29 protein-coding genes are annotated in these 23,318 nt (G+C 40.9%); 23 read left to right on the plus strand and 6 right to left on the minus strand.

The window, feature by feature from the left end; genetic code table 11:
• Positions 1–3 precede the first annotated feature (3 nt).
• Both DYD17_RS02330 and DYD17_RS02335 read right to left on the minus strand, forming a co-directional pair.
• Positions 4–786 (minus strand): ABC transporter ATP-binding protein, encoded by a 783-nt coding sequence (locus tag DYD17_RS02330; protein WP_003049798.1) that lies wholly within the window; start codon positions 784–786, stop codon positions 4–6.
• A gap of 248 nt (positions 787–1,034) precedes the next feature.
• Positions 1,035–2,480, minus strand: a complete 1,446-nt coding sequence (locus DYD17_RS02335; RefSeq protein WP_115252636.1) for a UDP-N-acetylmuramoyl-L-alanyl-D-glutamate--L-lysine ligase — start codon at positions 2,478–2,480, stop codon at positions 1,035–1,037.
• Positions 2,481–2,567: 87 nt separating this feature from the next.
• Between DYD17_RS02335 and DYD17_RS02340 the strand changes: the two genes are divergently transcribed.
• The 18 genes from DYD17_RS02340 (at position 2,568) to DYD17_RS02430 (ending at position 16,980) form a co-directional block, all read left to right on the plus strand.
• Complete coding sequence (locus DYD17_RS02340; RefSeq protein ID WP_003049800.1) at positions 2,568–4,202, plus strand: putative polysaccharide biosynthesis protein; 1,635 nt, start codon at positions 2,568–2,570, stop codon at positions 4,200–4,202.
• Positions 4,203–4,399: 197 nt separating this feature from the next.
• A complete protein-coding gene (gene upp / locus DYD17_RS02350; protein WP_003058279.1) occupies positions 4,400–5,029 on the plus strand; it encodes a uracil phosphoribosyltransferase in 630 nt (209 codons plus the stop codon).
• Positions 5,030–5,253: 224 nt separating this feature from the next.
• Positions 5,254–5,844 (plus strand): ATP-dependent Clp protease proteolytic subunit, encoded by a 591-nt coding sequence (locus tag DYD17_RS02355; RefSeq protein ID WP_002985850.1) that lies wholly within the window; start codon positions 5,254–5,256, stop codon positions 5,842–5,844.
• A 396-nt stretch (positions 5,845–6,240) separates the two neighbouring features.
• Positions 6,241–6,537 carry a DUF4298 domain-containing protein gene (locus tag DYD17_RS02360; RefSeq protein WP_003049802.1) on the plus strand — a complete coding sequence of 99 codons (297 nt, stop codon included), beginning with the start codon at positions 6,241–6,243 and terminating at the stop codon, positions 6,535–6,537.
• Positions 6,538–6,611: 74 nt separating this feature from the next.
• Positions 6,612–7,082, plus strand: a complete 471-nt coding sequence (locus DYD17_RS02365) for a YlbF family regulator (RefSeq protein ID WP_115276324.1) — start codon at positions 6,612–6,614, stop codon at positions 7,080–7,082.
• Complete coding sequence (locus tag DYD17_RS02370) at positions 7,058–7,348, plus strand: YlbG family protein (protein WP_003049804.1); 291 nt, start codon at positions 7,058–7,060, stop codon at positions 7,346–7,348. The genes DYD17_RS02365 and DYD17_RS02370 overlap by 25 nt, the downstream gene beginning before the upstream one ends.
• 248 nt (positions 7,349–7,596) lie before the next feature.
• The gene (locus DYD17_RS02375) at positions 7,597–8,769 is read left to right on the plus strand and encodes an ABC transporter substrate-binding protein (RefSeq protein ID WP_115252637.1); all 1,173 of its coding nucleotides are present in this window, start codon (positions 7,597–7,599) and stop codon (positions 8,767–8,769) included.
• A 192-nt stretch (positions 8,770–8,961) separates the two neighbouring features.
• Complete coding sequence (locus DYD17_RS02380; protein ID WP_115252638.1) at positions 8,962–9,831, plus strand: branched-chain amino acid ABC transporter permease; 870 nt, start codon at positions 8,962–8,964, stop codon at positions 9,829–9,831.
• A 3-nt stretch (positions 9,832–9,834) separates the two neighbouring features.
• Positions 9,835–10,788, plus strand: coding sequence for a branched-chain amino acid ABC transporter permease (locus DYD17_RS02385; protein ID WP_115252639.1), 954 nt, complete (start codon positions 9,835–9,837; stop codon positions 10,786–10,788).
• Positions 10,789–11,553, plus strand: coding sequence for an ABC transporter ATP-binding protein (locus DYD17_RS02390; RefSeq protein ID WP_115252640.1), 765 nt, complete (start codon positions 10,789–10,791; stop codon positions 11,551–11,553). It abuts the gene before it with no gap.
• Positions 11,554–11,558: 5 nt separating this feature from the next.
• Entirely contained in the window at positions 11,559–12,263 is a 705-nt protein-coding gene (locus DYD17_RS02395) for an ABC transporter ATP-binding protein (protein ID WP_171841621.1), read from the plus strand.
• Positions 12,264–12,307: 44 nt separating this feature from the next.
• Positions 12,308–12,970, plus strand: a complete 663-nt coding sequence (locus tag DYD17_RS02400) for a CBS domain-containing protein (RefSeq protein ID WP_115246625.1) — start codon at positions 12,308–12,310, stop codon at positions 12,968–12,970.
• 86 nt (positions 12,971–13,056) lie between these two features.
• Positions 13,057–13,692, plus strand: coding sequence for a dTMP kinase (gene tmk / locus DYD17_RS02405; RefSeq protein ID WP_003049811.1), 636 nt, complete (start codon positions 13,057–13,059; stop codon positions 13,690–13,692).
• 15 nt (positions 13,693–13,707) lie between these two features.
• A complete protein-coding gene (locus DYD17_RS02410) occupies positions 13,708–14,580 on the plus strand; it encodes a DNA polymerase III subunit delta' (RefSeq protein WP_115246624.1) in 873 nt (290 codons plus the stop codon).
• Positions 14,577–15,377 carry a regulatory iron-sulfur-containing complex subunit RicT gene (gene ricT, locus DYD17_RS02415; RefSeq protein ID WP_115252641.1) on the plus strand — a complete coding sequence of 267 codons (801 nt, stop codon included), beginning with the start codon at positions 14,577–14,579 and terminating at the stop codon, positions 15,375–15,377. The genes DYD17_RS02410 and ricT overlap by 4 nt, the downstream gene beginning before the upstream one ends.
• Positions 15,370–15,693, plus strand: a complete 324-nt coding sequence (gene yabA / locus DYD17_RS02420; protein WP_003058686.1) for a DNA replication initiation control protein YabA — start codon at positions 15,370–15,372, stop codon at positions 15,691–15,693. Before ricT ends, yabA begins: the two co-directional genes overlap by 8 nt.
• 4 nt (positions 15,694–15,697) lie before the next feature.
• Positions 15,698–16,561 carry a 16S rRNA (cytidine(1402)-2'-O)-methyltransferase gene (gene rsmI / locus DYD17_RS02425; RefSeq protein ID WP_115246622.1) on the plus strand — a complete coding sequence of 288 codons (864 nt, stop codon included), beginning with the start codon at positions 15,698–15,700 and terminating at the stop codon, positions 16,559–16,561.
• 26 nt (positions 16,562–16,587) lie between these two features.
• Positions 16,588–16,980 (plus strand): DUF5684 domain-containing protein, encoded by a 393-nt coding sequence (locus tag DYD17_RS02430; RefSeq protein ID WP_115246621.1) that lies wholly within the window; start codon positions 16,588–16,590, stop codon positions 16,978–16,980.
• Between the two features lie 46 nt (positions 16,981–17,026).
• Here DYD17_RS02430 and DYD17_RS02435 read toward each other — a convergent pair whose 3' ends face one another.
• Positions 17,027–17,656, minus strand: a complete 630-nt coding sequence (locus tag DYD17_RS02435; RefSeq protein ID WP_115276325.1) for a copper homeostasis protein CutC — start codon at positions 17,654–17,656, stop codon at positions 17,027–17,029.
• A 116-nt stretch (positions 17,657–17,772) separates the two neighbouring features.
• On the opposite strand from DYD17_RS02435, the gene serC reads away from it, so the two are divergent.
• From serC to DYD17_RS02455, 4 genes are all read left to right on the plus strand, one after another.
• A complete protein-coding gene (gene serC, locus DYD17_RS02440; RefSeq protein WP_115246619.1) occupies positions 17,773–18,864 on the plus strand; it encodes a 3-phosphoserine/phosphohydroxythreonine transaminase in 1,092 nt (363 codons plus the stop codon).
• 25 nt (positions 18,865–18,889) lie between these two features.
• Positions 18,890–19,441, plus strand: coding sequence for a GNAT family N-acetyltransferase (locus tag DYD17_RS02445; protein ID WP_115246618.1), 552 nt, complete (start codon positions 18,890–18,892; stop codon positions 19,439–19,441).
• A gap of 68 nt (positions 19,442–19,509) precedes the next feature.
• A complete protein-coding gene (locus DYD17_RS02450) occupies positions 19,510–20,007 on the plus strand; it encodes a methylated-DNA--[protein]-cysteine S-methyltransferase (RefSeq protein WP_003049820.1) in 498 nt (165 codons plus the stop codon).
• On the plus strand, positions 20,004–20,360 hold the full coding sequence (locus DYD17_RS02455; protein ID WP_003049821.1) for an arsenate reductase family protein: 357 nt from the start codon (positions 20,004–20,006) through the stop codon (positions 20,358–20,360). Before DYD17_RS02450 ends, DYD17_RS02455 begins: the two co-directional genes overlap by 4 nt.
• Here DYD17_RS02455 and DYD17_RS02460 read toward each other — a convergent pair.
• From DYD17_RS02460 to DYD17_RS02470, 3 genes are all read right to left on the minus strand, one after another.
• Complete coding sequence (locus DYD17_RS02460) at positions 20,357–20,833, minus strand: VOC family protein (RefSeq protein ID WP_115246617.1); 477 nt, start codon at positions 20,831–20,833, stop codon at positions 20,357–20,359. The genes DYD17_RS02455 and DYD17_RS02460 overlap by 4 nt on opposite strands.
• Before the next feature lies 1 nt (position 20,834).
• A complete protein-coding gene (locus DYD17_RS02465; RefSeq protein ID WP_003049823.1) occupies positions 20,835–21,224 on the minus strand; it encodes a glyoxalase/bleomycin resistance/extradiol dioxygenase family protein in 390 nt (129 codons plus the stop codon).
• 160 nt (positions 21,225–21,384) lie between these two features.
• Positions 21,385–22,212 (minus strand): exodeoxyribonuclease III, encoded by an 828-nt coding sequence (locus tag DYD17_RS02470; protein WP_003049824.1) that lies wholly within the window; start codon positions 22,210–22,212, stop codon positions 21,385–21,387.
• 289 nt (positions 22,213–22,501) lie between these two features.
• On the opposite strand from DYD17_RS02470, the gene DYD17_RS02475 reads away from it, so the two are divergent.
• Positions 22,502–23,134: an SdpI family protein gene (locus DYD17_RS02475; RefSeq protein ID WP_115276326.1), complete on the plus strand. Its 633-nt coding sequence runs from the start codon at positions 22,502–22,504 to the stop codon at positions 23,132–23,134.
• Positions 23,135–23,318: the final 184 nt, after the last annotated feature.

Genomic DNA, 23,318 nt, shown 5'->3' on the forward strand with positions numbered 1-23,318 from the left:
AATTTATTGAAGCTGATAGGTCAGCAATATTGGGCAGTTGTGGATAGGATCATCAATAAGTTGTGCCTTGATGTGGAAAAGATCTTGGATAACGGCTGGCGTCATCACTTCTCTGACAGAGCCAACGTATTTGATTTGTCCCTCTTTCATGGCAATCAGATGATCAGAGTAACGTGCTGAAAGATTAAGGTCGTGAAGGACCATCACCATCGTCTTACTTGATGTTTGATTCAAGCTTTTGAGTAAGTCTAAGATTTCTAGTTGATGGTTCATATCGAGATAGGTTGTTGGTTCATCTAAAAAAATGGTATCAGTATCTTGAGCCAATGCCATAGCAATCCAGACTCGTTGTCGTTGTCCACCAGATAGGGTATCGACAGGTTGGTTAGCATAGGCTGTTATCTTAGTAGCTTCCATGGCCCAATGAATGGTATCTTTATCAGTTTGGCTGAGTTTTCCCAGGTAGGATTGGTGAGGAAATCGACCGTAGGAGACTAATTCGTAAACCGTTGTGCCATCAGTTGTCTCTTGGACTTGAGGAAGTAGAGCAATCTTTTTAGCCACTTCTTTGGTCGCAAGCTTCGCAATACTTTGTCCATCTAAATAAACGGCCCCTTTGTTGAGTGGCAATAGTCTGGTTAATCCTTTTAGCAAAGTTGATTTACCAGAACCATTGGCGCCAATAATAGTTGTTATTTCTCCTTTAGGAATGCGAAGGGACAAATCGTCTATAATAGTAATCTTATCATAAGCAATGGCAATTGCTTCAGCACTGATTTGTGTCATAGGTTACATCCTTTCTAAACATCATTAAAATGATCGATTAAGATGTCAAGAGAACTCATCTTACCGACTCTTTTGGAATCATCTGAGAAAAATAATGTTTTCTCAAAATCTCCATCATTATAGCATAGAAAAAAGGCCTAAAAAAGCCTTTTTCTTATGTGAGATTTGATTTTACTAAAAAAGTTTTCCTCATTAGAATGGTTAAAAAGAGTAGCAATAATCATTCTTGTTAAGTGCATTTGGGCTTATTAAAGATAACGTTGGGCAACAGCCAAATCACCTGCATAGGGTGCTTTTTCCCCTTTGACAATCTGGTAGGCATCCGCCCCTTTACCAGCAATAATGACAGCATCTTCTGGCCCTTGGCAAAGAGACATGGCTTTTTGAATGGCTTGCTCACGATCACTAACAATGTCAATCGGGCGTGTGATATGGCTAGCAATTTCCTGCGAAATATCTTCTGGATCTTCGAAATTAGGGTCATCAGCAGTGAGAATAACGGTGAGATTAGGATGCTGGTTAATCACTGTTCCAAAATCTGCTCGTCGGCTTTCTCCTTTATTTCCTGGGGCTCCTAAGATTAATACTAGGTTACCAGTTTGATGTTCCTCCACGACGCTGAGTAATTTTTCTAAGCTGTCACCATTATGGGCATAATCGACGAAAACTTTGGCATGATTAGTCATGGTAAGAACTTCCATGCGGCCTGGCACGCGAGTCTTAGCGATGCCCTTTTGAATATCAGCTAAGCTAGCCCCTAAGCGAAAACAAGCCAACCCAGCAGCCATAGCATTTTCTTGATTGAAGTGCCCGATTAATTGGATATCATAGTGCCCAGCCAATTGTCCATTGGCCTCAAATGAAAAGGCTTGGCTAGTGGTGATCTGGTTGTCAGATAAGGCACCATAAAAAGCGTGCTCTTGATGAGCTACCTGATCAGCTAGAAATAGGAAATGATCCATACCGCTATTGATCACAACAGCTCTGCTATTCTCCATTAAAAGACGTTTGTGGTAAAAATAGTCTTCAAACGTTGGGTGCTCAATAGGACCAATGTGGTCAGGACTGATGTTGAGGAATACTCCGACATCAAATGTAAGCCCATAGACGCGGCCAACAAGATAAGCCTGACTGGATACTTCCATAATCAAGTGGGTCATGCCATTTTTAACACATTCGGCCATCATAGCAAAAAGGTCTAGACTTTCAGGAGTTGTCAATTGTGATTTGAAGAAAGTTTTACCGTCCAAGGTAGTGTTCATCGTAGACAACAAGGCAGGTTTATAGGATTCTTTCAAAATATGGTAGGCAAAATAAGCAGCTGTTGTTTTGCCTTTTGTTCCAGTAAACCCTAAGAGCTTGAGCTGATCCTGAGGATTATCATAGAAAGCCATAGCGATTAAACTCATGGCCTTTTTAATATCAGTGACCAAAACAACAGGAATATTAAGCTCATAATCTACTTCTGAGACATAAAGAGGGAGTCCCTTAGCGATTGCTTCTTTAAGGTACTCAGCCTTGAATGTAGCTCCCTTAGCAAAAAAGAGGGTTTTGTCATCTACTTGACGGCTGTCATAACTAAGTCGTTCAAATTGTAACCCTCGGTAGTGGTAGTGGTAGCCTTGTGCATCAAGGACTTCTCGAAAATTATGGTCTTTTTTTAAAATGTTTAATACGTGTTCAATGCTTATCATACCCTTATTTTATCTTTAAAGTTCCTGTTTTACAAGTCACAAGCAAAAGTTTATAATAAAGCTAATAGAAACTAGGAAAGAATAGATATGTCGACAGAAAAAAAACAACTGACACAAGAAGAATTGATGGTTCAGGGAGCAGCCTGGTCCACAGCTGGTAATTTTATTAGCCGACTTTTAGGAGTATTATACATTATTCCCTGGTACATTTGGATGGGGCAATACGCGATTCAAGCCAATGCTCTTTTCAATATGGGGTATAATGTTTATGCTTATTTTTTATTGATTTCAACCACAGGACTTAATGTTGCGATTGCTAAGCAAGTCGCCAAATACAATTCTATGGGGCAGACGGAGCATAGCTACCAATTGATTCGGAGCACGTTAAAACTCATGCTTGGTTTGGGTGTTGTGTTTTCGGCGATTATGTACCTAGGTTCTCCCTTATTTACCAGTTTATCTGGTGGGGATGCTAAGCTTATTCCAATTATGCATAGTCTTTCCTTGGCTGTTCTTGTCTTTCCAGTCATGAGTGTCATTCGAGGCATTTTTCAGGGGCACAATAACATTAAACCCTATGCCATTAGTCAGATTGCTGAGCAATTGATTCGAGTCATTTGGATGCTTCTGACCACCTTCCTTATCATGAAATTAGGTTCTGGTGATTACGCTTCAGCAGTGACTCAGTCAACTTTTGCAGCCTTTATCGGGATGGTGGCTAGTATGGGTGTTCTGGGTTACTATCTTTGGAAACAGGGACTTCTAGCAGCTATTTTTAGTAAGCCAGATCATACCGTTTCTATTGATATCAAGGGCTTGTTGCTTGAAACCTTAAAAGAATCCATCCCCTTTATCGTGACAGGAAGCGCTATTCAAGCCTTTCAGTTGATTGACCAGTGGTCCTTTGTAAACACCATGAGTCTGTTTACAGATTATAGCCGCTCTCAATTATTGGTTTTATTTGGTTATTTTAACGCTAATCCTGCTAAAATTACCATGGTTTTAATCGCTGTAGCAGCTTCTATCGGAGGGGTTGGTATTGCCCTGTTGACGGAAAATTATGTCAAAAAAGACATGAGAGCAGCGGCACGCCTGATTATCAATAATATTGAAATGTTGATGATGTTCTTATTGCCAGCTTTGACAGGGGCCATTATTCTAGCTAGACCACTTTATTCTGTTTTTTATGGAGCTAGTGAAGACCGTGCCATTCATCTTTTTGTGGCTGTCTTATTCCAAACCCTGCTACTAGCTCTTTATACCCTTTTTTCACCCATGCTTCAGGCTCTTTTTGAAAATCGCAAAGCTATTTATTATTTTGCTTATGGGATTCTCATCAAGCTCGTCTTACAAGTACCGTTAATTTACCTTATGCATGCCTATGGGCCACTGTTAGCAACAACCATTGCTCTTTTAGTCCCTATTTACCTCATGTATCGTCGCTTGCATCAGGTTACTCGATTTAATCGCAAACTGTTACAAAAACGTCTCTTATTGACCCTGATTGAAACGATAATCATGGGCTTGGTTGTTTTTATTGCTAATTGGCTTTTAGGCTATACCTTTAAACCAACAGGTCGTCTAACCAGTCTTCTCTACCTCTTGATTGTTGGAGGTTTGGGAATGGCAGTTTACACGGCTCTCACCTTGCTGACACATCAACTTGACAAGTTAATCGGTAGCAAGGCTAGTCGTCTTCGTCAGAAATTAGGTTGGCACTAATGAGTTATCAAGAGAAACGATTTCACGATGAAATGATTGTGAAGTGGTTTCTTTTTTGCCATTTATTGGTAAGGAAATCAGGAGTATAAAGAAAAGGAGAAAAGATAATCAATAAAAATCAGGATTTCCCGAGCAAAGTGACCAGTTTTTTGGTATAATGGTAAAAGTGTAAAAAATATAGAAGGAAGTATATCAACATGGGAAAATGTCAAGTTATTTCGCATCCGCTCATTCAGCATAAACTCTCAATCTTACGCCGTCAAACAACATCGACAAAGGATTTCCGTGAATTGGTTAATGAAATTGCCATGCTTATGGGATACGAAGTGTCTCGTGACCTTCCATTGGAAGATGTGGAAATTCAGACACCAGTTTCTAAGACTGTGCAAAAACAACTAGCTGGTAAAAAACTTGCTATCGTTCCTATTCTCCGTGCCGGTATTGGAATGGTTGATGGTTTCTTGAGCCTTGTTCCAGCAGCAAAAGTTGGCCATATCGGTATGTACCGCGATGAAGAGACCTTAGAACCTGTTGAGTACTTGGTGAAATTACCAGAAGACATTGACCAACGTCAAATTTTCCTTGTTGACCCAATGTTGGCAACAGGTGGTTCGGCTATCTTAGCGGTTGATTCGTTGAAAAAACGTGGAGCAACCAACATCAAGTTTGTCTGCTTGGTAGCAGCCCCAGAAGGGGTTAAAAAACTTCAAGAGGCTCATCCAGATGTTGATATTTTCACTGCTGCCCTTGATGAGCGTCTCAATGAACATGGTTACATTGTTCCAGGTTTGGGAGATGCTGGCGACCGTCTTTTCGGGACTAAATAGTCAACTAGAAGCTTACTAAACTAAGGATATGGGGTGGAAACCTGATTTGATTTCCTAGAAATCAGATAGGATCCCCCCTCTTTTTTTTAAAAGTAAGTTTATTATTTGACCTTTCTTGACCAAAAGATTATAATAGGGTCAATCATTATAAAAGAGGGCATTTATAGTAGGACTCCCTCTAGGTTAGGGACTACTTTGGAACCTTTGTAGATTGGAGATTTTTTATGATTCCTGTTGTTATTGAACAAACTAGTCGTGGTGAACGTTCTTATGACATTTACTCACGCTTATTAAAAGACCGTATTATCATGTTGACAGGGCCTGTTGAGGACAACATGGCAAACTCTGTCATTGCGCAGCTTTTATTCCTTGATGCTCAGGACAATACGAAAGACATTTATTTGTATGTCAACACACCTGGTGGTTCTGTTTCAGCGGGTTTGGCTATTGTCGACACCATGAACTTTATCAAAGCTGATGTCCAAACCATTGTTATGGGGATGGCCGCTTCTATGGGGACTGTCATTGCTTCATCAGGTACTAAGGGTAAACGCTTCATGTTACCAAATGCAGAATACATGATTCACCAACCAATGGGTGGTACAGGTGGTGGTACCCAACAAACAGATATGGCCATTGCTGCAGAGCACCTCTTAAAAACTCGTCACCGTTTAGAAAAAATCTTAGCACAAAATGCTGGAAAGACCATTAAACAAATTCATAAAGATGCTGAACGTGATTATTGGATGAGTGCTGAAGAAACCTTGGCTTACGGTTTCATTGATGAAATCATGGAAAATAACGAATTAAAATAAAAGGTTTTCCTGAACAAACGCTTTAAATGACCAGTTTCTTCTGACTAGAGGACTGGTCATTTTGCTTTTCTTGGAAGGGGAATGAGTCCTGTGAGCTGTTGTGAGACTAAGGAGAAAAAAATTTTACTTATCTGATGAGCTTTTGATGAGCCCTTCCTATGGTTAAGAGTTCCTTAGTTATTTGCTAGTGAATGGTAATCCTATCAGTGTGAGAAAACAGGAAAAAATCATTTCATGATGATTATGAGACCTTTAAGGATTTGAGTGACGGTGTGGCCTTGACTATGTTATCCTAAAGTGATGGTATTGCCATATAATAAAATGAATTTATTGTGCTGACTTTCCCATCCTGTTTGGACTTATCTCACCCATTTTATAGTGAAAAGGAGATTATTGATGACACCACATGATGTTCAAAAACTTCAAGAACTTGAAGAAAAATATGAGGCTTTTTTTCCTAAATTAGAGGAATTAATTATCAGTCTTGCTCAAGTTGAGGCAGCTTATGACGATTATAGGGCCTTGAGGGCCTTTTATGGTAGCGAGGACTGGTTTCACTTCAGAACCCAAGAAACTGAAGGACTCAAAGCAGGTATCCTCAGTGAAGATCAACTCTATGAGCTCATTTGTGAGCATAATGACTTGCTAGGAAGGTTGCTGCGTCTTTCGTCAACCATGTACCGACATCTGTAAGCTATTGTACTGACATTTTTCGATCCTTATCGCTTCCCCCTTACCTTTTGATTAAAGTATGGTATAATCAAGTTATGTTAGTCATAAGTGAAGAATTCATTGCCATTGAAGAAGCTATTGATCAGCTTGTGCCATGTCTAAAAAAAGTGCCTCAATACCAGGCTTATGCTGAGGCTAAAGCAGCTGTTGAAGCAGATGGCAACTTGCAAGTTGAGATGAGCCGGTTTCAAGATATCAAAAAACGTTATGACGCAAGTAAAGCCTTACAGGAGTTTAGACCCGAAGTAAGACAGTTGCGTCGGGAAATGTTACTGCAAAAGCGTACCTTGGATTGTCATCCTTTGGTCGTTTCCATGCGCTTGGCCCAAATGGATTTGCAAGAAATTTTGGCTAACATTTCTGAAGAAATTGCTGGTGCGGTGTCTGACAGTATTTTTGTAGATACAGGACTTCCTTTGGCACCCACACGGCCGAAACACCCATCAGGATCATACCAAAATATTAAAGAAAAGGGCTTATCATGTTTCAAAAACAAGAACGTATAGGGCTTGTGATTTACCTTTATTATAATCGCGATGCTAGAAAGTTATTAAAGTTTGGGGATTTGTATTACCATTCCAAACGCTCACGTTATTTAGTCATTTACATTAATAAAAATGATTTGGAAACGAAAGTAGACGAAATCAGTTGTTTAAAATTTGTCAAAGAAGTAAAACCATCAGCTTTTGATGACATTGATCGTCAGTTTGTGGGTAACCTTCATCGGGAGGAAAACGCTATGACGTTGACCGAAGGAGCAAGTCAAGCCTAGAGATGCCTTTCGTTGGACTGATTAACCAGTACGATTAGTTTTATTCAAGAATCCAAAAAAGAGATGCCACTCACCAGAAATAATGGCTGAGTGGCATCTCTTTTTTATAGATTAACGTCGTTTTTTGCATCCAACTTTTGTTATTTTGCCATTTTTCAAAATATTTCAAAAATAATTATTGACAATTTTCTGATAATTCTGTATTCTTGTTTACATATTATTTTTTAAGGGTTAAATAAGGAGTAGTTATGAAGAAGAAATTATTATTTTCAAGTGTAGTATTATTATCAATGGCAAGCCTCGCAGCTTGTAGTGCAGCACCAGGTGCTAGTTCTCAAGCAGCTAGTGGAACTGAGATTGGTAAGTCGCTTAAAATTGGATTGAATTTGGAGTTAACCGGAAACGTTTCTGCTTATGGTAGCGCTGAAGAAAAAGGTGCTAAATTAGCTGTTGATGAGATTAATAAGGCTGGCGGAGTTGATGGTAAAACGATAGAAGTCATCACTAAAGATAATAAGTCAGATAATTCTGAAGCTGCGACGGTAACGACTAATTTAGCAACTGAGAGCAAAGTCAATGTCGTGGTCGGACCGGCAACTTCTGGAGCAACGGCAGCTGCTTCACCAAATGCTAACAAAGTAGCAGTACCTTTAATTACTCCATCTGGGACAACAGATAATTTAACCCTTACCAGTGACGGTAAAACCAATCCTTATGTTTTTAGAACAACCTTTGTGGATAGTTACCAGGGGGATGTGTTAGCCAAATACGCTAGTGATCATTTGAAAGCTAAAAAAGTGGTACTCTTCTATGACAATTCCAGTGACTATTCTAAAGGGATTGCGAAACGTTTCAAGAAAGTATACACAGATACCATTGTAGCAGAAGCTACTTTCCAATCAGGGGATACCGATTTTCAATCAGCTTTGACCAAACTAAAAGATAAGGAATATGATGCTATCGTCATGCCAGGGTATTACCAAGAAACAGGGACCATTATCAAGCAAGCGCGTGAAATGGGAATTGCCAGTCCAATCCTTGGTCCTGACGGGTTTGCGGATGATAAGTTAGTTGAATTGGTAGGGGCTTCAAACGTTAATAAGGTTTATCACATTTCGGGCTTTTCTGCTTCTACTTCAGACAAGGCGGTTCAGTTTGTCAAGGCCTACCAAGACAAATACGGTACTAGCCCATCTATGTTTGCTGCGCTAGCCTATGATTCTATTTACATGGCGGCCGATGCTGCTAAAGATAGCAAGACATCTGTTGACCTTGCTAAACGTCTAGCTAAATTAAAAGATTTTGAAGGGGTAACAGGCACCATGACCATCGACAAACAACACAACCCCATCAAGCCTGTTTCGGTTGTTGAACTGACTAACGGGAAAGAATCGTCAGCAACAACAGTAACTGCTGATTAAACACATGCATGTAGGTAGGAAGTTGAGGAACAGTTACTTTCCTCAATTTCTTTTGGGTTAAGGAGAAGAGCAGTGTGATTGCAGAATCATTATAGACAATTTTTTGTCAACAATTGAGAGTTTTCAGCTTATTATCTGTCGCTGTTCTCTTACCTTATTTTTGATGACTCTTATTAGAAAGTTTGGTATCTTATGCTCCAACAACTTGTTAATGGACTTATTCTAGGAAGCGTTTATGCTTTACTAGCTTTAGGTTATACCATGGTGTACGGTATTATTAAGTTAATCAATTTTGCCCATGGGGACCTTTACATGATGGGAGCCTTTATCGGTTATTACTTGATTAATGCTCTGCAGTTGAACTTTTTCTTAGCCTTGATATTGACCATGGTTTTCACAGCCTGTCTCGGTGTTTTGATTGAGTTCTTGGCTTATCGCCCTTTACGGCAATCGACAAGAATCGCTGCGCTGATTACAGCGATTGGAGTGTCTTTTTTACTGGAATACGGCATGGTCTATTTTGTCGGAGCAGAAGCACGCGCTTTTCCGCAAGCTTTAAAAGTTGTGAAATATCACTTGGGACCTATCAGTGTCACTAATGTCCAACTGATTATTTTACTGGTCTCCTTGACCTTGATGTTAGCCCTGCAATTTATCATCAAACAAACCGAAATGGGGAAGGCCATGCGGGCCGTTTCGGTAGATAGTGATACCGCTCAACTTATGGGGATTAACATTAACTCAACCATTAGTTTTACCTTCGCCTTAGGCTCTGCGCTTGCGGGAGCAGCAGGAGTGTTAATTGGACTTTACTACAATTCGATTAATCCTCTGATGGGAATGACACCGGGGCTGAAAGCCTTTGTAGCTGCTGTTCTAGGAGGCATTGGGATTATTCCTGGGGCAGCCTTTGGTGGATTTATTATTGGTCTGCTTGAAACCTTCTCGACAGCTATTGGGTTATCTAGTTACCGTGATGCGGTGGTTTATGTTGTTTTGATTATGATTCTATTGGTCAGACCAGCTGGTCTTTTAGGAAAAAATGTAAAGGAGAAGGTGTAGGTCATGAAAAAAGAAAATAAAGCCCTGTTGGCTTGGATTCTTATCCTTGCTCTTGTTTATCTCATATTGAACCTGCTGATTGGCACAGGTATCTTAGGTCCCTACTATGTTCAAATTTTGATGGGGATTGGCATTGCTATTATCATGGCTATGGGGACCAATTTGGTGCTAGGCTTTTCAGGGCAGTTTCCTCTAGGTCAAGCCGGTTTTATGGCAGTTGGTGCCTATGCCACAGCGATTTTGACCAAATATATGCCAACCTATCTGGGATTTTACTTATCTATGCTGGTAGGTGTTTTGGTAGCTGGTTTGATAGCGGTAATTGTTGGTTTTCCTACACTTCGTTTAAAAGGAGACTATTTGGCTATTGCAACCTTGGGTGTTGCTGAAATTATTCGGATTGCTATTATCAATGGTGGTGAGCTGACGAATGGCGCAGCCGGTTTAACAGGGGTCTTACAATATACCTCTTGGCCAGTTGTTTATGCTTTTGTGATCGTTATCGCGATTGTCATGTTGAATTTTATTCGAAGCGCCACGGGGCGAAAAGTGATTGCGGTGCGTGAAGACGAGATTGCTGCCGAATCCATGGGGGTTAATACGACGAAAATTAAGGTTATCACCTTTGCTTTAGCAGCTATGACTGCTAGTATGGCAGGATCCTTATATGTTGGTTATATTGGAACGGTTGTTCCCAAAGATTTTACCATTATGCGTTCTATTGATTACCTTATCATTGCAGTTTTGGGTGGTCTCGGTTCGATGACGGGAACCATTGTCGCCGCTATTGTGTTAGGCCTATTGAACATGTACCTTCAAAATTTCTCTGATGTGCGCATGATTATTTATTCCTTGGCCTTGATTTTAGTAATGGTTTTTAGACCAGGTGGTCTACTAGGCACTAGAGAATTCCGCCTGTCAACTCTATTGTCAAAAAAGGAAAAAGGAGGCAACTAGATGGCATTACTTGAAGTTAAACAGCTGAGTAAACACTTTGGTGGTCTAACTGCTGTTGGAGATGTCACCATGGCTTTGGAAATGGGTGAATTAGTAGGGCTGATTGGACCTAATGGAGCTGGAAAAACCACCCTCTTTAATCTCTTAACTGGGGTGTATGAACCTAGCGAGGGAACGATTACCCTAAATGGTCAACTGTTGAATGGTAAGTCTCCTGATAAAATTGCCTCACTAGGCCTATCACGAACCTTTCAAAATATCCGCTTGTTTAAAAACATGACCGTTTTGGAAAATGTTTTGATTGGTTTGGCCAACCAGGGCAAATCCCATTTTGGGACAAGTCTCCTGCGTTTGCCTAAATTTTATCAGACAGAAGCAGCCTTAAAGGAAGAAGCGCTATCCTTATTGGCTAGATTTCAGTTAGAGGGAGAGGCAGAAAGCTTGGCCAAAAACTTACCCTATGGGCAACAACGTCGTCTGGAAATTGTGCGCGCTTTGGCAACCAAACCTAAGATCCTCTTTTTAGATGAGCCAGCTGCAGGCATGAACCCTCAAGAAACGGCTGAATTGACGGCTCTTATTCGCCAGTTGAAAACAGATTTTGGCATAACCATTATTTTGATTGAACACGATATGAGTCTGGTTATGGAAGTGACCGAACGAATTTATGTGTTAGAGTATGGTCGCTTGATTGCCCATGGTAGTCCACAAGACATCAAAAACAATCCACGTGTTATTGAAGCGTATTTAGGAGGTGACCTTTGATGGCTATGTTATCAGTGAAACAGTTATCGGTGAATTATGGAGCCATTGAGGCTGTTAAAGACGTTTCTTTTGAGGTTCACGAGGGAGAAGTTGTCACCTTAATAGGGGCTAATGGAGCCGGAAAAACCTCCATTTTAAGAACCATTTCAGGTTTGGTTAAGCCAAAATCAGGTAGTATTTCCTTTTTAGGACAAGACCTCTTAAAGCAACCAGCCCGCAAAATTGTAGCTGCTGGGCTCTCACAAGTTCCTGAAGGCCGTCACGTCTTTGCTGGTTTAACTGTTATGGAAAATCTAGAAATGGGGGCTTTTCTTAGTCGGAATCGTGAGCAAAATCAGAAGAACCTCCGCCTCATTTTTGATCGTTTTCCAAGACTAGAAGAACGCAAGCATCAAGATGCGGCGACCTTGTCAGGTGGTGAGCAACAGATGCTAGCGATGGGGCGAGCTTTAATGAGTCAACCCAAGTTGCTTTTACTAGATGAGCCATCTATGGGTCTTGCCCCCTTATTTATCAAGGAAATCTTTGATATTATCCAGGCGATTCAAAGACAAGGGACAACGGTACTACTTATTGAGCAAAATGCTAACAAGGCCTTAGCCATTGCGAATCGTGCCTATGTCTTAGAAACTGGTCAACTCGTTCTTTCAGGGACTGGTCAGGAATTATTAACTTCTGAAGCAGTTAAAAAAGCTTATCTTGGTGGTTAAACCATTTACTCAGGACATTTGAAATCAAAGAAAAAGGAGAAGTCATGTCAGTTAAAGATTATATGACGAAGGAAGTCATCAGTATTTCACCCGAGGAAAGTGTTGCCCATGCAGCTGATCTGATGCGCGACAAGGGGTTGAGACGTTTGCCTGTTATCGAAAAGGGGCAGCTAGTTGGTCTTGTGACCGAGGGGACTATGGCAGATGCAAGCCCGTCAAAGGCAACCAGTTTATCTATCTATGAGATGAATTATTTGCTTAATAAAACTAAAATCCGAGACATCATGATTCGGCAGGTCGTGACCGTAGAACCAGACGCTAGCTTGGAAGATGCCATTTATGAAATGATGACCTACAAAGTAGGTGTCTTACCTGTTGTCCAAAACAATCAAGTGGTTGGTATTATTACAGACCGTGATGTCTTTAAAGCTTTTTTAGAGGTCTCTGGATATGGAGTGGAAGGCATTCGTGTGGTTTTGTTAGCGGATAATGCCGTTGGCGTTCTGGCTAAAATTGCGGACTGCTTGTCACAAGAAAACCTGAACATCCGGCGTATCGTTGTTGCCAATCGTTCCAATGGCAAAACAGTTATTGAGATGCAATTAGATGGAACGACAGCTCCACAATGGTTATCTGAACGGTTAGTAGCAGCAGGAATTACCGTGGAATCTGTTCTTAAAACACTTGCTAAGCCTGATCTATCCTAAAAATTGAACGCTGCCAAGAGAATTGGCAGTGTTTTTTTGAGCAATTTTTTGGTAAAATAGAACTAATATAGAACGAAGGAAGTCAAATGATTACAGGAAAACTTATCACAGTCGAAGGGCCAGATGGCGCAGGAAAAACTACTGTTTTGGAACAAGTCGTTCCTTTGTTAAAAGAGCGTCTTAGCCAAGAGATTGTGACCACAAGAGAACCGGGTGGTGTTGCCATTTCAGAGCACATTCGGGAGCTTATTTTGGATGTCAATCACACGACGATGGATCCCAAAACCGAACTCTTACTTTACATTGCAGCTCGCCGGCAGCATTTGGTGGAAAAGGTGCTACCAGCTCTTGAAGCAGGCCAGTTGGTTTTTATTGATCGTTTCATTGATAGTTCGGTAGCTTATCAAGGTGCGGGACGAGGGTTGTCAAAGACTGACATTCAATGGCTCAACAGATTTGCGACGGATGGTCTAGAACCTGATTTGACCCTTTATTTTGATGTACCTTCCGAAATTGGTTTGGCTCGTATTGCTGCCAATAAAAATCGTGAAGTGAATCGTTTGGACCTTGAAGCAGTTGATATGCATCAGCGAGTACGCGAAGGGTATTTGGCTTTGGCTCAAGAACAACCTAATCGCATTGTAACCATTGATGCCTCAAAACCTTTAGAAGATGTCGTTGGTGTTGCTTTAGCACATATTTTGGCTCTCATGGAAGCCTAGAAAAGGAGGATGGGAATGGATTTAGCACAGAAGGCGCCTAAAGTCTATCAAGCATTTCAGGATATTTTAAAGAAGAACCGTCTAAACCATGCCTATCTTTTTTCTGGTGATTTTGCCAATGCCGAGATGGCTCTTTTTTTAGCTAAGGTCATCTTTTGTGAACAGAAAAAGGATCAGACGCCTTGCGGGCACTGTCGATCTTGTCAATTGATTGAACAGGGTGATTTTGCTGATGTGACGGTATTGGAACCAACAGGGCAAGTGATCAAAACGGACGTTGTCAAAGAAATGATGGCTAATTTTTCACAGACAGGATACGAAGGAAAACGACAAGTTTTTATTATCAAAGATTGTGAAAAAATGCATGTCAATGCCGCTAATAGCTTGCTAAAATACATTGAGGAGCCTCAAGGGCAAGCTTACATGTTTTTGCTGACCAATGATGATAACAAAGTGCTTCCGACCATTAAAAGTCGCACACAGGTGTTTCAATTTCCGAAAAATGAAGCCTATCTCTTCCAGTTAGCCCAAGAGCGAGGTTTATTAAGAAGTCAAGCTGATTTAGTGGCCAAACTGGCTAAAAATGTTGACCAATTAGAAGATTTGGCACAAAATAGTCATTTTTTAGAAGTGATGGCTCAGGTTGAACGTTTTGTTTCAATCTGGTTAAAAGACCAGCTGCAAGCTTATTTAGCCTTGAATCGCCTGGTACTGTTGGCAACCGAAAAAGAGGAGCAAGAGTTAATTTTGACCCTTTTGACACTACTCTTGGCAAGAGAGCAATCAAAAACGCCCTTTAAACAATTGGAGGCTGTCTATCAGGCTAGGCTCATGTGGCAGAGCAATGTCAATTTTCAAAACACATTAGAATATATGGTGATGTCATGATAAGTGCAATTGGAATTCGTTATGGGGAAACGGATCTTGTCAAATACGCTCAGACAGATCAGGAGTTTCCTAAAGGGACCTTGTTAGTGGTCAAAGATGAAAAAGGAAGCCATCTGGCAAAGGTCTGCCAAGTGAAAAAGGCCTTTTCTGAGAGTAGTCTCCCAAAGGGCTTGCCAACCGTTGTAAGACTTGCTACGGCAATGGATAAAAAGGCTTTTGAGGATAATACCAAGTTTGCAGCAGCATCAAAGTCAGAAGTAGTGGCTTTGATTGCCAAAAATGGGCTAGACATGAAACTTATCGATATTGTCTTTCCTTTAGATCGGCATTATGTCCTAATTACCTTTTCAGCAGAAGAGCGCGTGGATTTTCGGCAACTGTTAAAAGATTTAGCGGCTTATTTTAAGACTAGAATCGAACTGCACCAGATTAACAGTCGAGAAGAAGCCAAGATTTATGGGGGCTTAGGACCTTGTGGACGTCCTCTATGCTGCTCGAGCTTTTTAGGGGAATTTCCAGCTGTCTCTATCAAGATGTTGAAAAATCAAGGTTTGTCTTTGAATTCTGGGAAGTCAACGGGCTACTGTGGACGTTTGCTCTGTTGTCTCCAGTATGAAGAAAGCTTTTATCAGGAAAGCAAGAAAAAATTCCCTGATTATGGTACCATAGTAGAGACAAGTGATGGTCCTGCGACGGTAGCGGCTATTGATATTTTTACAGATACCGTTAAGGTACGGTTGAAAGACCAGTTGACCTTGGTCACTTATGCTTTAGAGGAGGTTAAAGTAAGTGAATAAGAAAGAATTATTCGATGCTTTTGATGGGTTTTCACAAAATTTAATGGTTACTTTAGCTGAAATTGAAGCCATGAAAAAACAAGTGCAATCACTAGTAGAAGAAAACACTATTCTTCGCCTTGAAAATACAAAATTACGAGAACGTTTGAGCCAGTTGGAACATGAAACGGTAGCTAAAAATCCTTCCAAACAAGGAAAGGACCATTTAGAAGGTATTTACGAAGAAGGGTTTCATATCTGTAATTTTTTCTACGGTCAGCGTCGTGAGAATGATGAAGAATGTATGTTTTGTAGGGAATTATTAGATAGAAAGTAAGGGCATGCAGGTTCAAAAAAGTTTTAAAGACAAGAAAACAAGCGGGACCCTGTATTTGGTTCCAACTCCGATTGGCAATCTGCAGGACATGACCTTCAGAGCAGTGGCAACGCTAAAAGAAGTTGACTTTATTTGTGCCGAAGACACTCGAAACACGGGTCTTTTGCTGAAACATTTTGAGATAGATACCAAGCAAATCAGCTTTCATGAACACAACGCCTATGAAAAGATTCCTGATTTAATTGATCTATTAACATCGGGACGTTCACTGGCTCAGGTTTCTGATGCAGGAATGCCATCTATTTCTGATCCTGGGCATGATTTGGTCAAGGCCGCTATTGATAACGATATCGCAGTGGTTGCTTTACCGGGAGCATCAGCAGGGATTACAGCCTTAATTGCCAGTGGGCTTGCTCCTCAACCTCATATTTTTTATGGGTTTTTACCTCGAAAAGCGGGGCAACAAAAATCTTTTTTCGAGAGTAAGTCACCTTACCCAGAAACGCAAATTTTTTATGAATCGCCATATCGTGTCAAGGATACCCTGGCCAATATGTTGACTTGCTACGGTGACCGTCAAGTAGTGCTTGTCAGAGAATTAACCAAGTTATTTGAGGAATACCAACGGGGGTCTATTTCAGAAATCTTATCCTACCTTGAGGAAACACCACTCAAAGGGGAATGTCTGCTAATTGTGTCTGGATCCCAAGTAGACAGTGAGGTTGAGTTGACAGCTGAAGTTGACCTAGTTTCTCTAGTGCAAAAAGAAATCCAAGCAGGTGCCAAACCAAACCAAGCCATTAAAGCCATTGCTAAAGCTTATCAGGTTAATCGCCAAGAGCTTTACCAACAATTTCATGACTTATAAGTCATCATACAATAGGAGAAAAACTAATGACAGAAGATCAAACAGCAGTTCTTATTTTAGGGATATACGGAATTATATTGGCTATATTCTTATTATCAGCCTTACTATGCCTTATCGCTAACTGGCGACTCTTTAAAAGAGCGGGTTACAAAGGATGGTATAGCCTCATTCCTTTCTATGCAGGTTTTGTTAAACACAAAATCACTTTTGGAGAAGATAATAAATGGTTTTACTTTATTGGTTGGGTGATTGCTATTTATTATTACTATGTTCACTTTTGTTATGTTCGTGCTTTTGGTGGATCAAAGGGGCTAGCAGTATTTAGCTTGTTTTTCCCAGGCATTGCTACCTTGATTATCGCTTTTGGAAAAGCTTATACCGCAAAAGAACATCACCTTGTGCCACATCTTTTAAACTAAGAGAGAAAAGACCATCAATTGAATTTATTGATGGTCTTTTAGCTGTTTAGATGATTTTAGTGCCGTGAACAATGGCGGTTCCAGTGAGTTGACTCAAGCTTTGGCAATTCTCAGCAGTGACGCCTCCTCCGATCATGATTTCAATGCGTTTATTGGCATAGGTAATGAGGTCTTTCAGTTGTTCCACATTGTCTGTAATAGGAGTAGCTTCAGGTGAGCCATGAGTTAGTACACGCACAAAGCCATAATCAATCAGTTGATCAAGCGCTTGGTGCTGGTGGTCAGTCGGAATTCGGTCAAAGGCCATATGAAAGACCAAAGGCAGTCCTTGTGTGGCTGGCAATAACTGCTCGATAGCATCCGTATCGAGTTGATTTTCCGAAGTCAGCAGGCCTAACACAAGCGCATCAGAGCCAGCCTCAATGGCTTTGAGAATGTCTTCTTCCATAGCCTTTAGTTCGAGGTCGTTATAGACAAAATCACCACCGCGGGGACGAATCATGGTTGCTACTCTGATGTTTTTATCGTGTAAAAGCTGGCAGGCTTCTTTGATGACACCGTAAGATGGCGTGGTCCCTCCGACAGCTAGGTTATCACAGAGTTCCACACGGGTAACTTGACCAGCATCAAGGGTTGGAAGTAGTGTTAGGTTCTCAGCACAAAATTCTTTAATCATTTTTAAATCTCCTTTATCACTAGTATTATAGCACGAATTAGGCTAGTCATCAGGAAACATTTTTGTCAAATTAAGGACAATATGCTATACTCACTAGTATTATAGGGAGGTACTCTATGAGCCAGTATTATTTTTCTGCCGGTCCAGCAGTGTTGCCAAGATCTGTCTTGAAACAAGCACAAGCAAGCTTGTTGGATATTGATGGAAGAGGGACGAGCATACTAGAATTATCTCACCGGTCCCAGACGTTTGAAGATATTATCCGAACAGCAGAAGAGTTGCTGAGAGAACTTATGGCTATTCCAGATCACTACCGGGTACTCTTCTTACAAGGCGGTGCTTCTACCCAGTTTAGCATGCTACCTTTAAATGTAGCAAGAGGAAAAACAGCTTACTATCAGGTGGCAGGCCACTGGGGGAAAAAAGCTTATTTGGAAGCCTTAACTTTAGCTAGAGAGATTGAAGTTAAGCCTATTTTACTGGCCAGTTCGGAAGCTGATGCTTTTGAGTATATCCCGACCTTTGACCCTAAAATTCTCGATGCTGAAGCTGCCTATGTGCATATTACCACCAATAATACCATTGAAGGCACAGCCCTTTACGACTTGCCTCAAACAAATGGCATTCCCTTAGTGGCGGACATGTCCTCAAATATTTTGACCTATCCTTACCAGGTAGAAGACTTTGCTATGATTTATGCTAGCGCCCAGAAAAATATGGGTCCAGCAGGGGTGACAGTGGTTATTATTGATGAGGATTTTTTGAATCAGGAACCCACCTTATCAAGCATGTGGGACTACCGTGTTCAAGCAGAAGCACATTCTCTTTACAATACCCCACCAACCTTTAGTATTTATGTTCTTTCCTTGGTTCTTGACTGGCTGAAAGGTATGGGAGGTGTGGCAAAAATGGCAAAGCGTAACCAGGAAAAAGCACAGCTTCTTTATGATTACCTAGATCAGTCAAGGTTTTACCATAACCCTGTTCGCTATGCCAATCAACGCTCCGTAGTTAATGTTCCCTTTACTAGCCCAAATCCGGCTTTGGATGCCTTGTTTATTCAAAAAGCGGAGGCATGGGGTCTCTATGGGTTACAGGGGCATAGCAGTGTGGGAGGCATGCGAGCCAGTCTGTACAACGCTTTTCCCAAAGAAGGTATACTAGCCTTGATTGAGGTGATGGCAGCATTTGAAGCGAAATATCAGTAATCAAATCATGAAAAGAGGAATAACAATGGAAATTAGACTAGCCTTTCCAAATGAAGTGGCTCAAGTGATGACCGTAATTGAAGATGCTAAGGCGGTGATTGCTGCTTATGGGAGTGACCAGTGGCAAAACGGCTACCCCAATGAAGAGGTGATTATTGATGATATTTTAAAAGGTCACGCTTATGTAGCTCTAAATGACGAGGGGACGATTGTAGCCTACGCAGCAGCCATTTATGGTAATGAAGAAGCTTACAATGCTATTTACGATGGCCAGTGGAGAACGCCAAATCAAGATTATGTGACCTTTCATCGCATTGCTGTATCGAAAGACCATCAAGGCCAAGGTGTTGCCCAAACTTTTTTACAGGGCTTAATCGAGGGCTTTGACCAAAAGGATTTTCGTTGTGATACCCATGAAAAGAACAATGTCATGCAGCACCTCTTGACCAAATTAGGCTATGTCTATTGTGGTAAAGTTCCCTTGGATGGGGTTCGCTTGGCCTATCAAAAACTTAAAGAGCGTCACGAGCAAGCTGATTATCAGGAGATAGACGAAGATAGTCGCTATGGTTTATAGAGAAGGATTGCGGAATCCTGTTTAGCCACTGTCTTTGCTAAACGTTTAAAACGAAGAAAGTAAAACCCATGACCTTAACAGAATCTTATTATGATAGTCCATTAGGAAAGATATCTTTAGTGGCAACAGACCACGCTTTGGTGGGGGCTTGGTTTTCAGGACAGGCTTATTTCCAAGCAGGTCTTGACCGCCTCCCTCAAAGAGGAACCAACGCTATCTTGCAAGCGGCTGCAAGTTGGTTAGATACTTATTTTGAAGGAAATCCAACTGCTATTTCCATTGATCTAGCCCCCAAAGGGACCCCTTTTCAACAGAACGTTTGGGAAGCCTTACGCCAGATTCCCTATGGAGAAACGATAACCTATGGTCAACTCGCAACACAAGTTGCCTGTCAATCGGCCCAAGCTGTTGGCGCAGCTATTGGTCGTAATCCCCTAAGTCTCTTTATTCCCTGCCACCGTGTGATAGCAGCAGATGGACAGCTTAGAGGTTATGCCGGCGGCCTAGATAAAAAAGCTTGGTTACTCAAGCATGAAAGATCACTGATCACAAAGGAGAAAAAATGATTACCATCTACCAATACCCAAAATGCAGTACCTGTCAAAGAGCCATGGCTGAACTAAAGCAACTGGTTAGTGACTTTGAAGTCATTGATATCAAAGCTAATCCACCCAAAGCTCAGGACCTCAAACATTGGATGGAAACATCTGATTATACTATCAAGAATTTCTTTAATACCAGTGGTAACAGCTATCGTGACTTGGGACTTAAAGATAAGATAGACCAGCTTAGCCTTGACGAAGCTGCTGAACTCTTAGCCACAGATGGTATGTTGATTAAACGGCCTATTCTGATTAAGGACGGTAACGTCTTACAAGTTGGATATCGCAAGCCATATCAAGACTTGAACCTCTCCTAAAAGGAATATAAAAAAGAGACACCTCTTAAAGAAGGAGGATTGTCTCTTTTTGAATGTTCTGCTTTTAATTCGGTATTTAATTGCCACATCATTCCAAATTGGTCGGTAATATTAGCATAGGCAGGGCTCCAGAAAGTTTCTTGGAGGGGAAGGTTGATTGCCTTAGCATTGGTGATTAACTTGTCGTAAATACGCTGGGCTTCTTCGATGCTATCTACCATAATAGAAGCTGTCATATTGACACCAGCTCGATAACCAACATCAGGGTTTTCATCTGAGAGATCCAAACGAATACCATCAATATCTAGTTGAGCGTTGAGGATAAGGTGTTCATGAGTTTTTGGGCAATCAGGAACACCATCTTTCCACAAGAGCAGATTAACCACTTTTGCTTGAAAAACCTCTTGGTAGAATGCGACAGCCTCTTGACCGTTACCATCAGTAACGAGATAAACATTAATGGCAGTAACCATATTAAGCTCCTTTAGGTAATTTTGATTGACGAACAGCGATGTAATGACCCTCATTATCAGAGAAGGTGAAATGAATCATGCCTTGGTATTCCATAATAGGATTGGTCGTTACACCAGCAGCCGTTAGACGTTCGTATTCTGCCTGAAGATGATCCGTTTCAAATAAAAGAGATGGAAAACTTAGATCCATACCAGGATTAGCAGCAGCTACGATTTCCTTGTTGTGTAGGCCAAAGCTTACAGCTGATTCCTTATTTGGGGCAATCTCATAGGAGGAAGTCCCTTCTTGTTGCGCTTGAACAAGTAAGACAAAGCCTACTTGTTCAGTCCAGAATCGTAGAGCGGCCTCGGTGTCTGCGACGTAAAGCATTGTTGTTGATTTTGTAATCATTTCTGTCTCCATTATTAATATTTAGTGGTAAATAATTATACCTTTCCTATTGTCAAAGAGCAATTTAAAAGTATTCGAAATGGGTTGTATATGCTATTGAGACATAAAAAAGAAGGGTTCCCTTCTTTTTCTTTAGTCGAGTTGTCAGGCTACTTGGACATTATAAGTCAATATCCAAGAGGATTGGCGTATGGTCTTGGCGTTCCCCGGAAGAAATCATTTCAGAACGGTTAATCTTATCCACAAGTCGGTTTGACGTTAACCAATAATCAATTCTCCAACCGGTATTGTTGATTTTGCTGGTTTTGCTACGTTGTGCCCACCAGGTATAAACATTAGGAATATCTCCGTGCAAGTGACGGAAGGTATCTGTAAAGCCTTTTGCCAATAGGTTAGTAAAGCCCTGACGCTCTTCGTCGGTAAAACCGGGTGAACGACGATTGCTGCCTGGATTTGCCAAATCAATTTCTTTGTGGGCAACGTTGTAATCTCCCGTAGCCAAAACAGGTTTTTGAGCATCAAGTTCAGCCAAGTAATCAGCGTATTTTTGGTCCCAAATTTGACGATCTTCTAAACGTCTAAGGCCATCGCCTGCATTAGGAGTGTAAACCTGCGTGACGAAAAAGTCTTCAAATTCTAGGGTAATCATACGCCCCTCGGCATCCATTGTGGTTGGGGCACCAATTTCTGGAAAAGTAATGACAGGATTTAGCGTGTTTTTGTAAAGGAACATGGTTCCCGCGTAGCCTTTTCGAGCAGGCTCTACTGAAGAACGCCAAACATGCAAATAGTCCGGAAAATAACTAAGCAGGGACTCAACATGTTTCTTGGTAGGGCCCTTAGCCGATAATTTGGTTTCTTGAATGGCAATAATATCCGCATCTTGAGCGACTAAAGTGTCTAAAACAGTGCGTGATAGAAGGGCACGAGGAGATTCTCCTGTGAGGGCAGCATTTAAGGAATCGATGTTCCATGAGATAAGTTTCATTAGGTTTCTCTTTCTAACAGATAATCTTACTTTTATTGTAACAAAAAAATAAGCGAGCAGCGACCTTTGGAGCCTGGATCATTATTTTCAAAAAATGAAAATAGTGTATCCTTAGGGTTAAGAGTGCTATGATAAAGGGAAATAGCAAAGACTATTGTGCTCTATTGTAGGAGAAATTCAGCGATCATTAAAGAAGGTGTTTTTTGTATCCAGAAGTGCTATAATAGTGACAAGTTGAAAAAGAAGAAGTAGAGGATATTGCTCCCATGTTCAAGGAGGTTTGAGAATAATGTTTTCAAAAAAACTAATAGTGCTGAGCAGTCTTGTCACGCTAAGTCCCATTATTCTTGGTCTAATATTGTATCAGTACCTTCCTGAGAAAATCCCCACTCACTTTGATCTGACAGGGCAGGCAGATGGCTTTTCAACGAAGTTGGAAGGTGTTATGGCTTTACCGCTTATCATACTAGGAATCCATCTCATCACCTTATTTATTGGAACTAAGAAACCCATAATTACCCAGAAAGGTTCTGCTTTATATCTCTTCTATTGGCTGTTGCCTAGTTTGTGTCTGGGGGTTCAGACAGGTATTCTATTAACCTCGGTTGGTTTTGTCAATCGTAATTTATTCAATCCAATAGCAGGACTCGCCTGTCTTTTGATAGTATTGGGTCTTCTCATACCCTATCTTAAGCAAAATCCTATCATGGGCATTCGCCTTCCTTGGACCTTAGCAGATGAGGATAATTGGGCCAAAACCCATCGTTTTACAGGACGTATATGGCTTGTTGGCGGTAGTTTCCTCTTTGGTCTCAGCTATTTCAAGGCTGATGTTCAGAATGTTGTTATGGTAGTCTTAGGTGCTATGTTGGTCGTTCCTATTGTTTATTCTTACTTATTGAACCGAGCTGAGAAGAGGTAGTTCTCTAACAGTAAATATATGAATAGCAAGTATAAGACACACACGTTAGTCATAACTAGCGTGTTTTTATGTTGAAAAAAGAAAAAGAAGCGAGCGATTCTAAAATTGTGAAAAAATAATTTGAAAGCTAAGAATCTTATAACAGCAGGGTTAGAGGAATATCTCACTTTAAAATCATTAAATG

The organism is Streptococcus dysgalactiae subsp. dysgalactiae (assembly GCF_900459225.1).
Classification (GTDB): Bacteria; Bacillota; Bacilli; order Lactobacillales; family Streptococcaceae; genus Streptococcus; species Streptococcus dysgalactiae.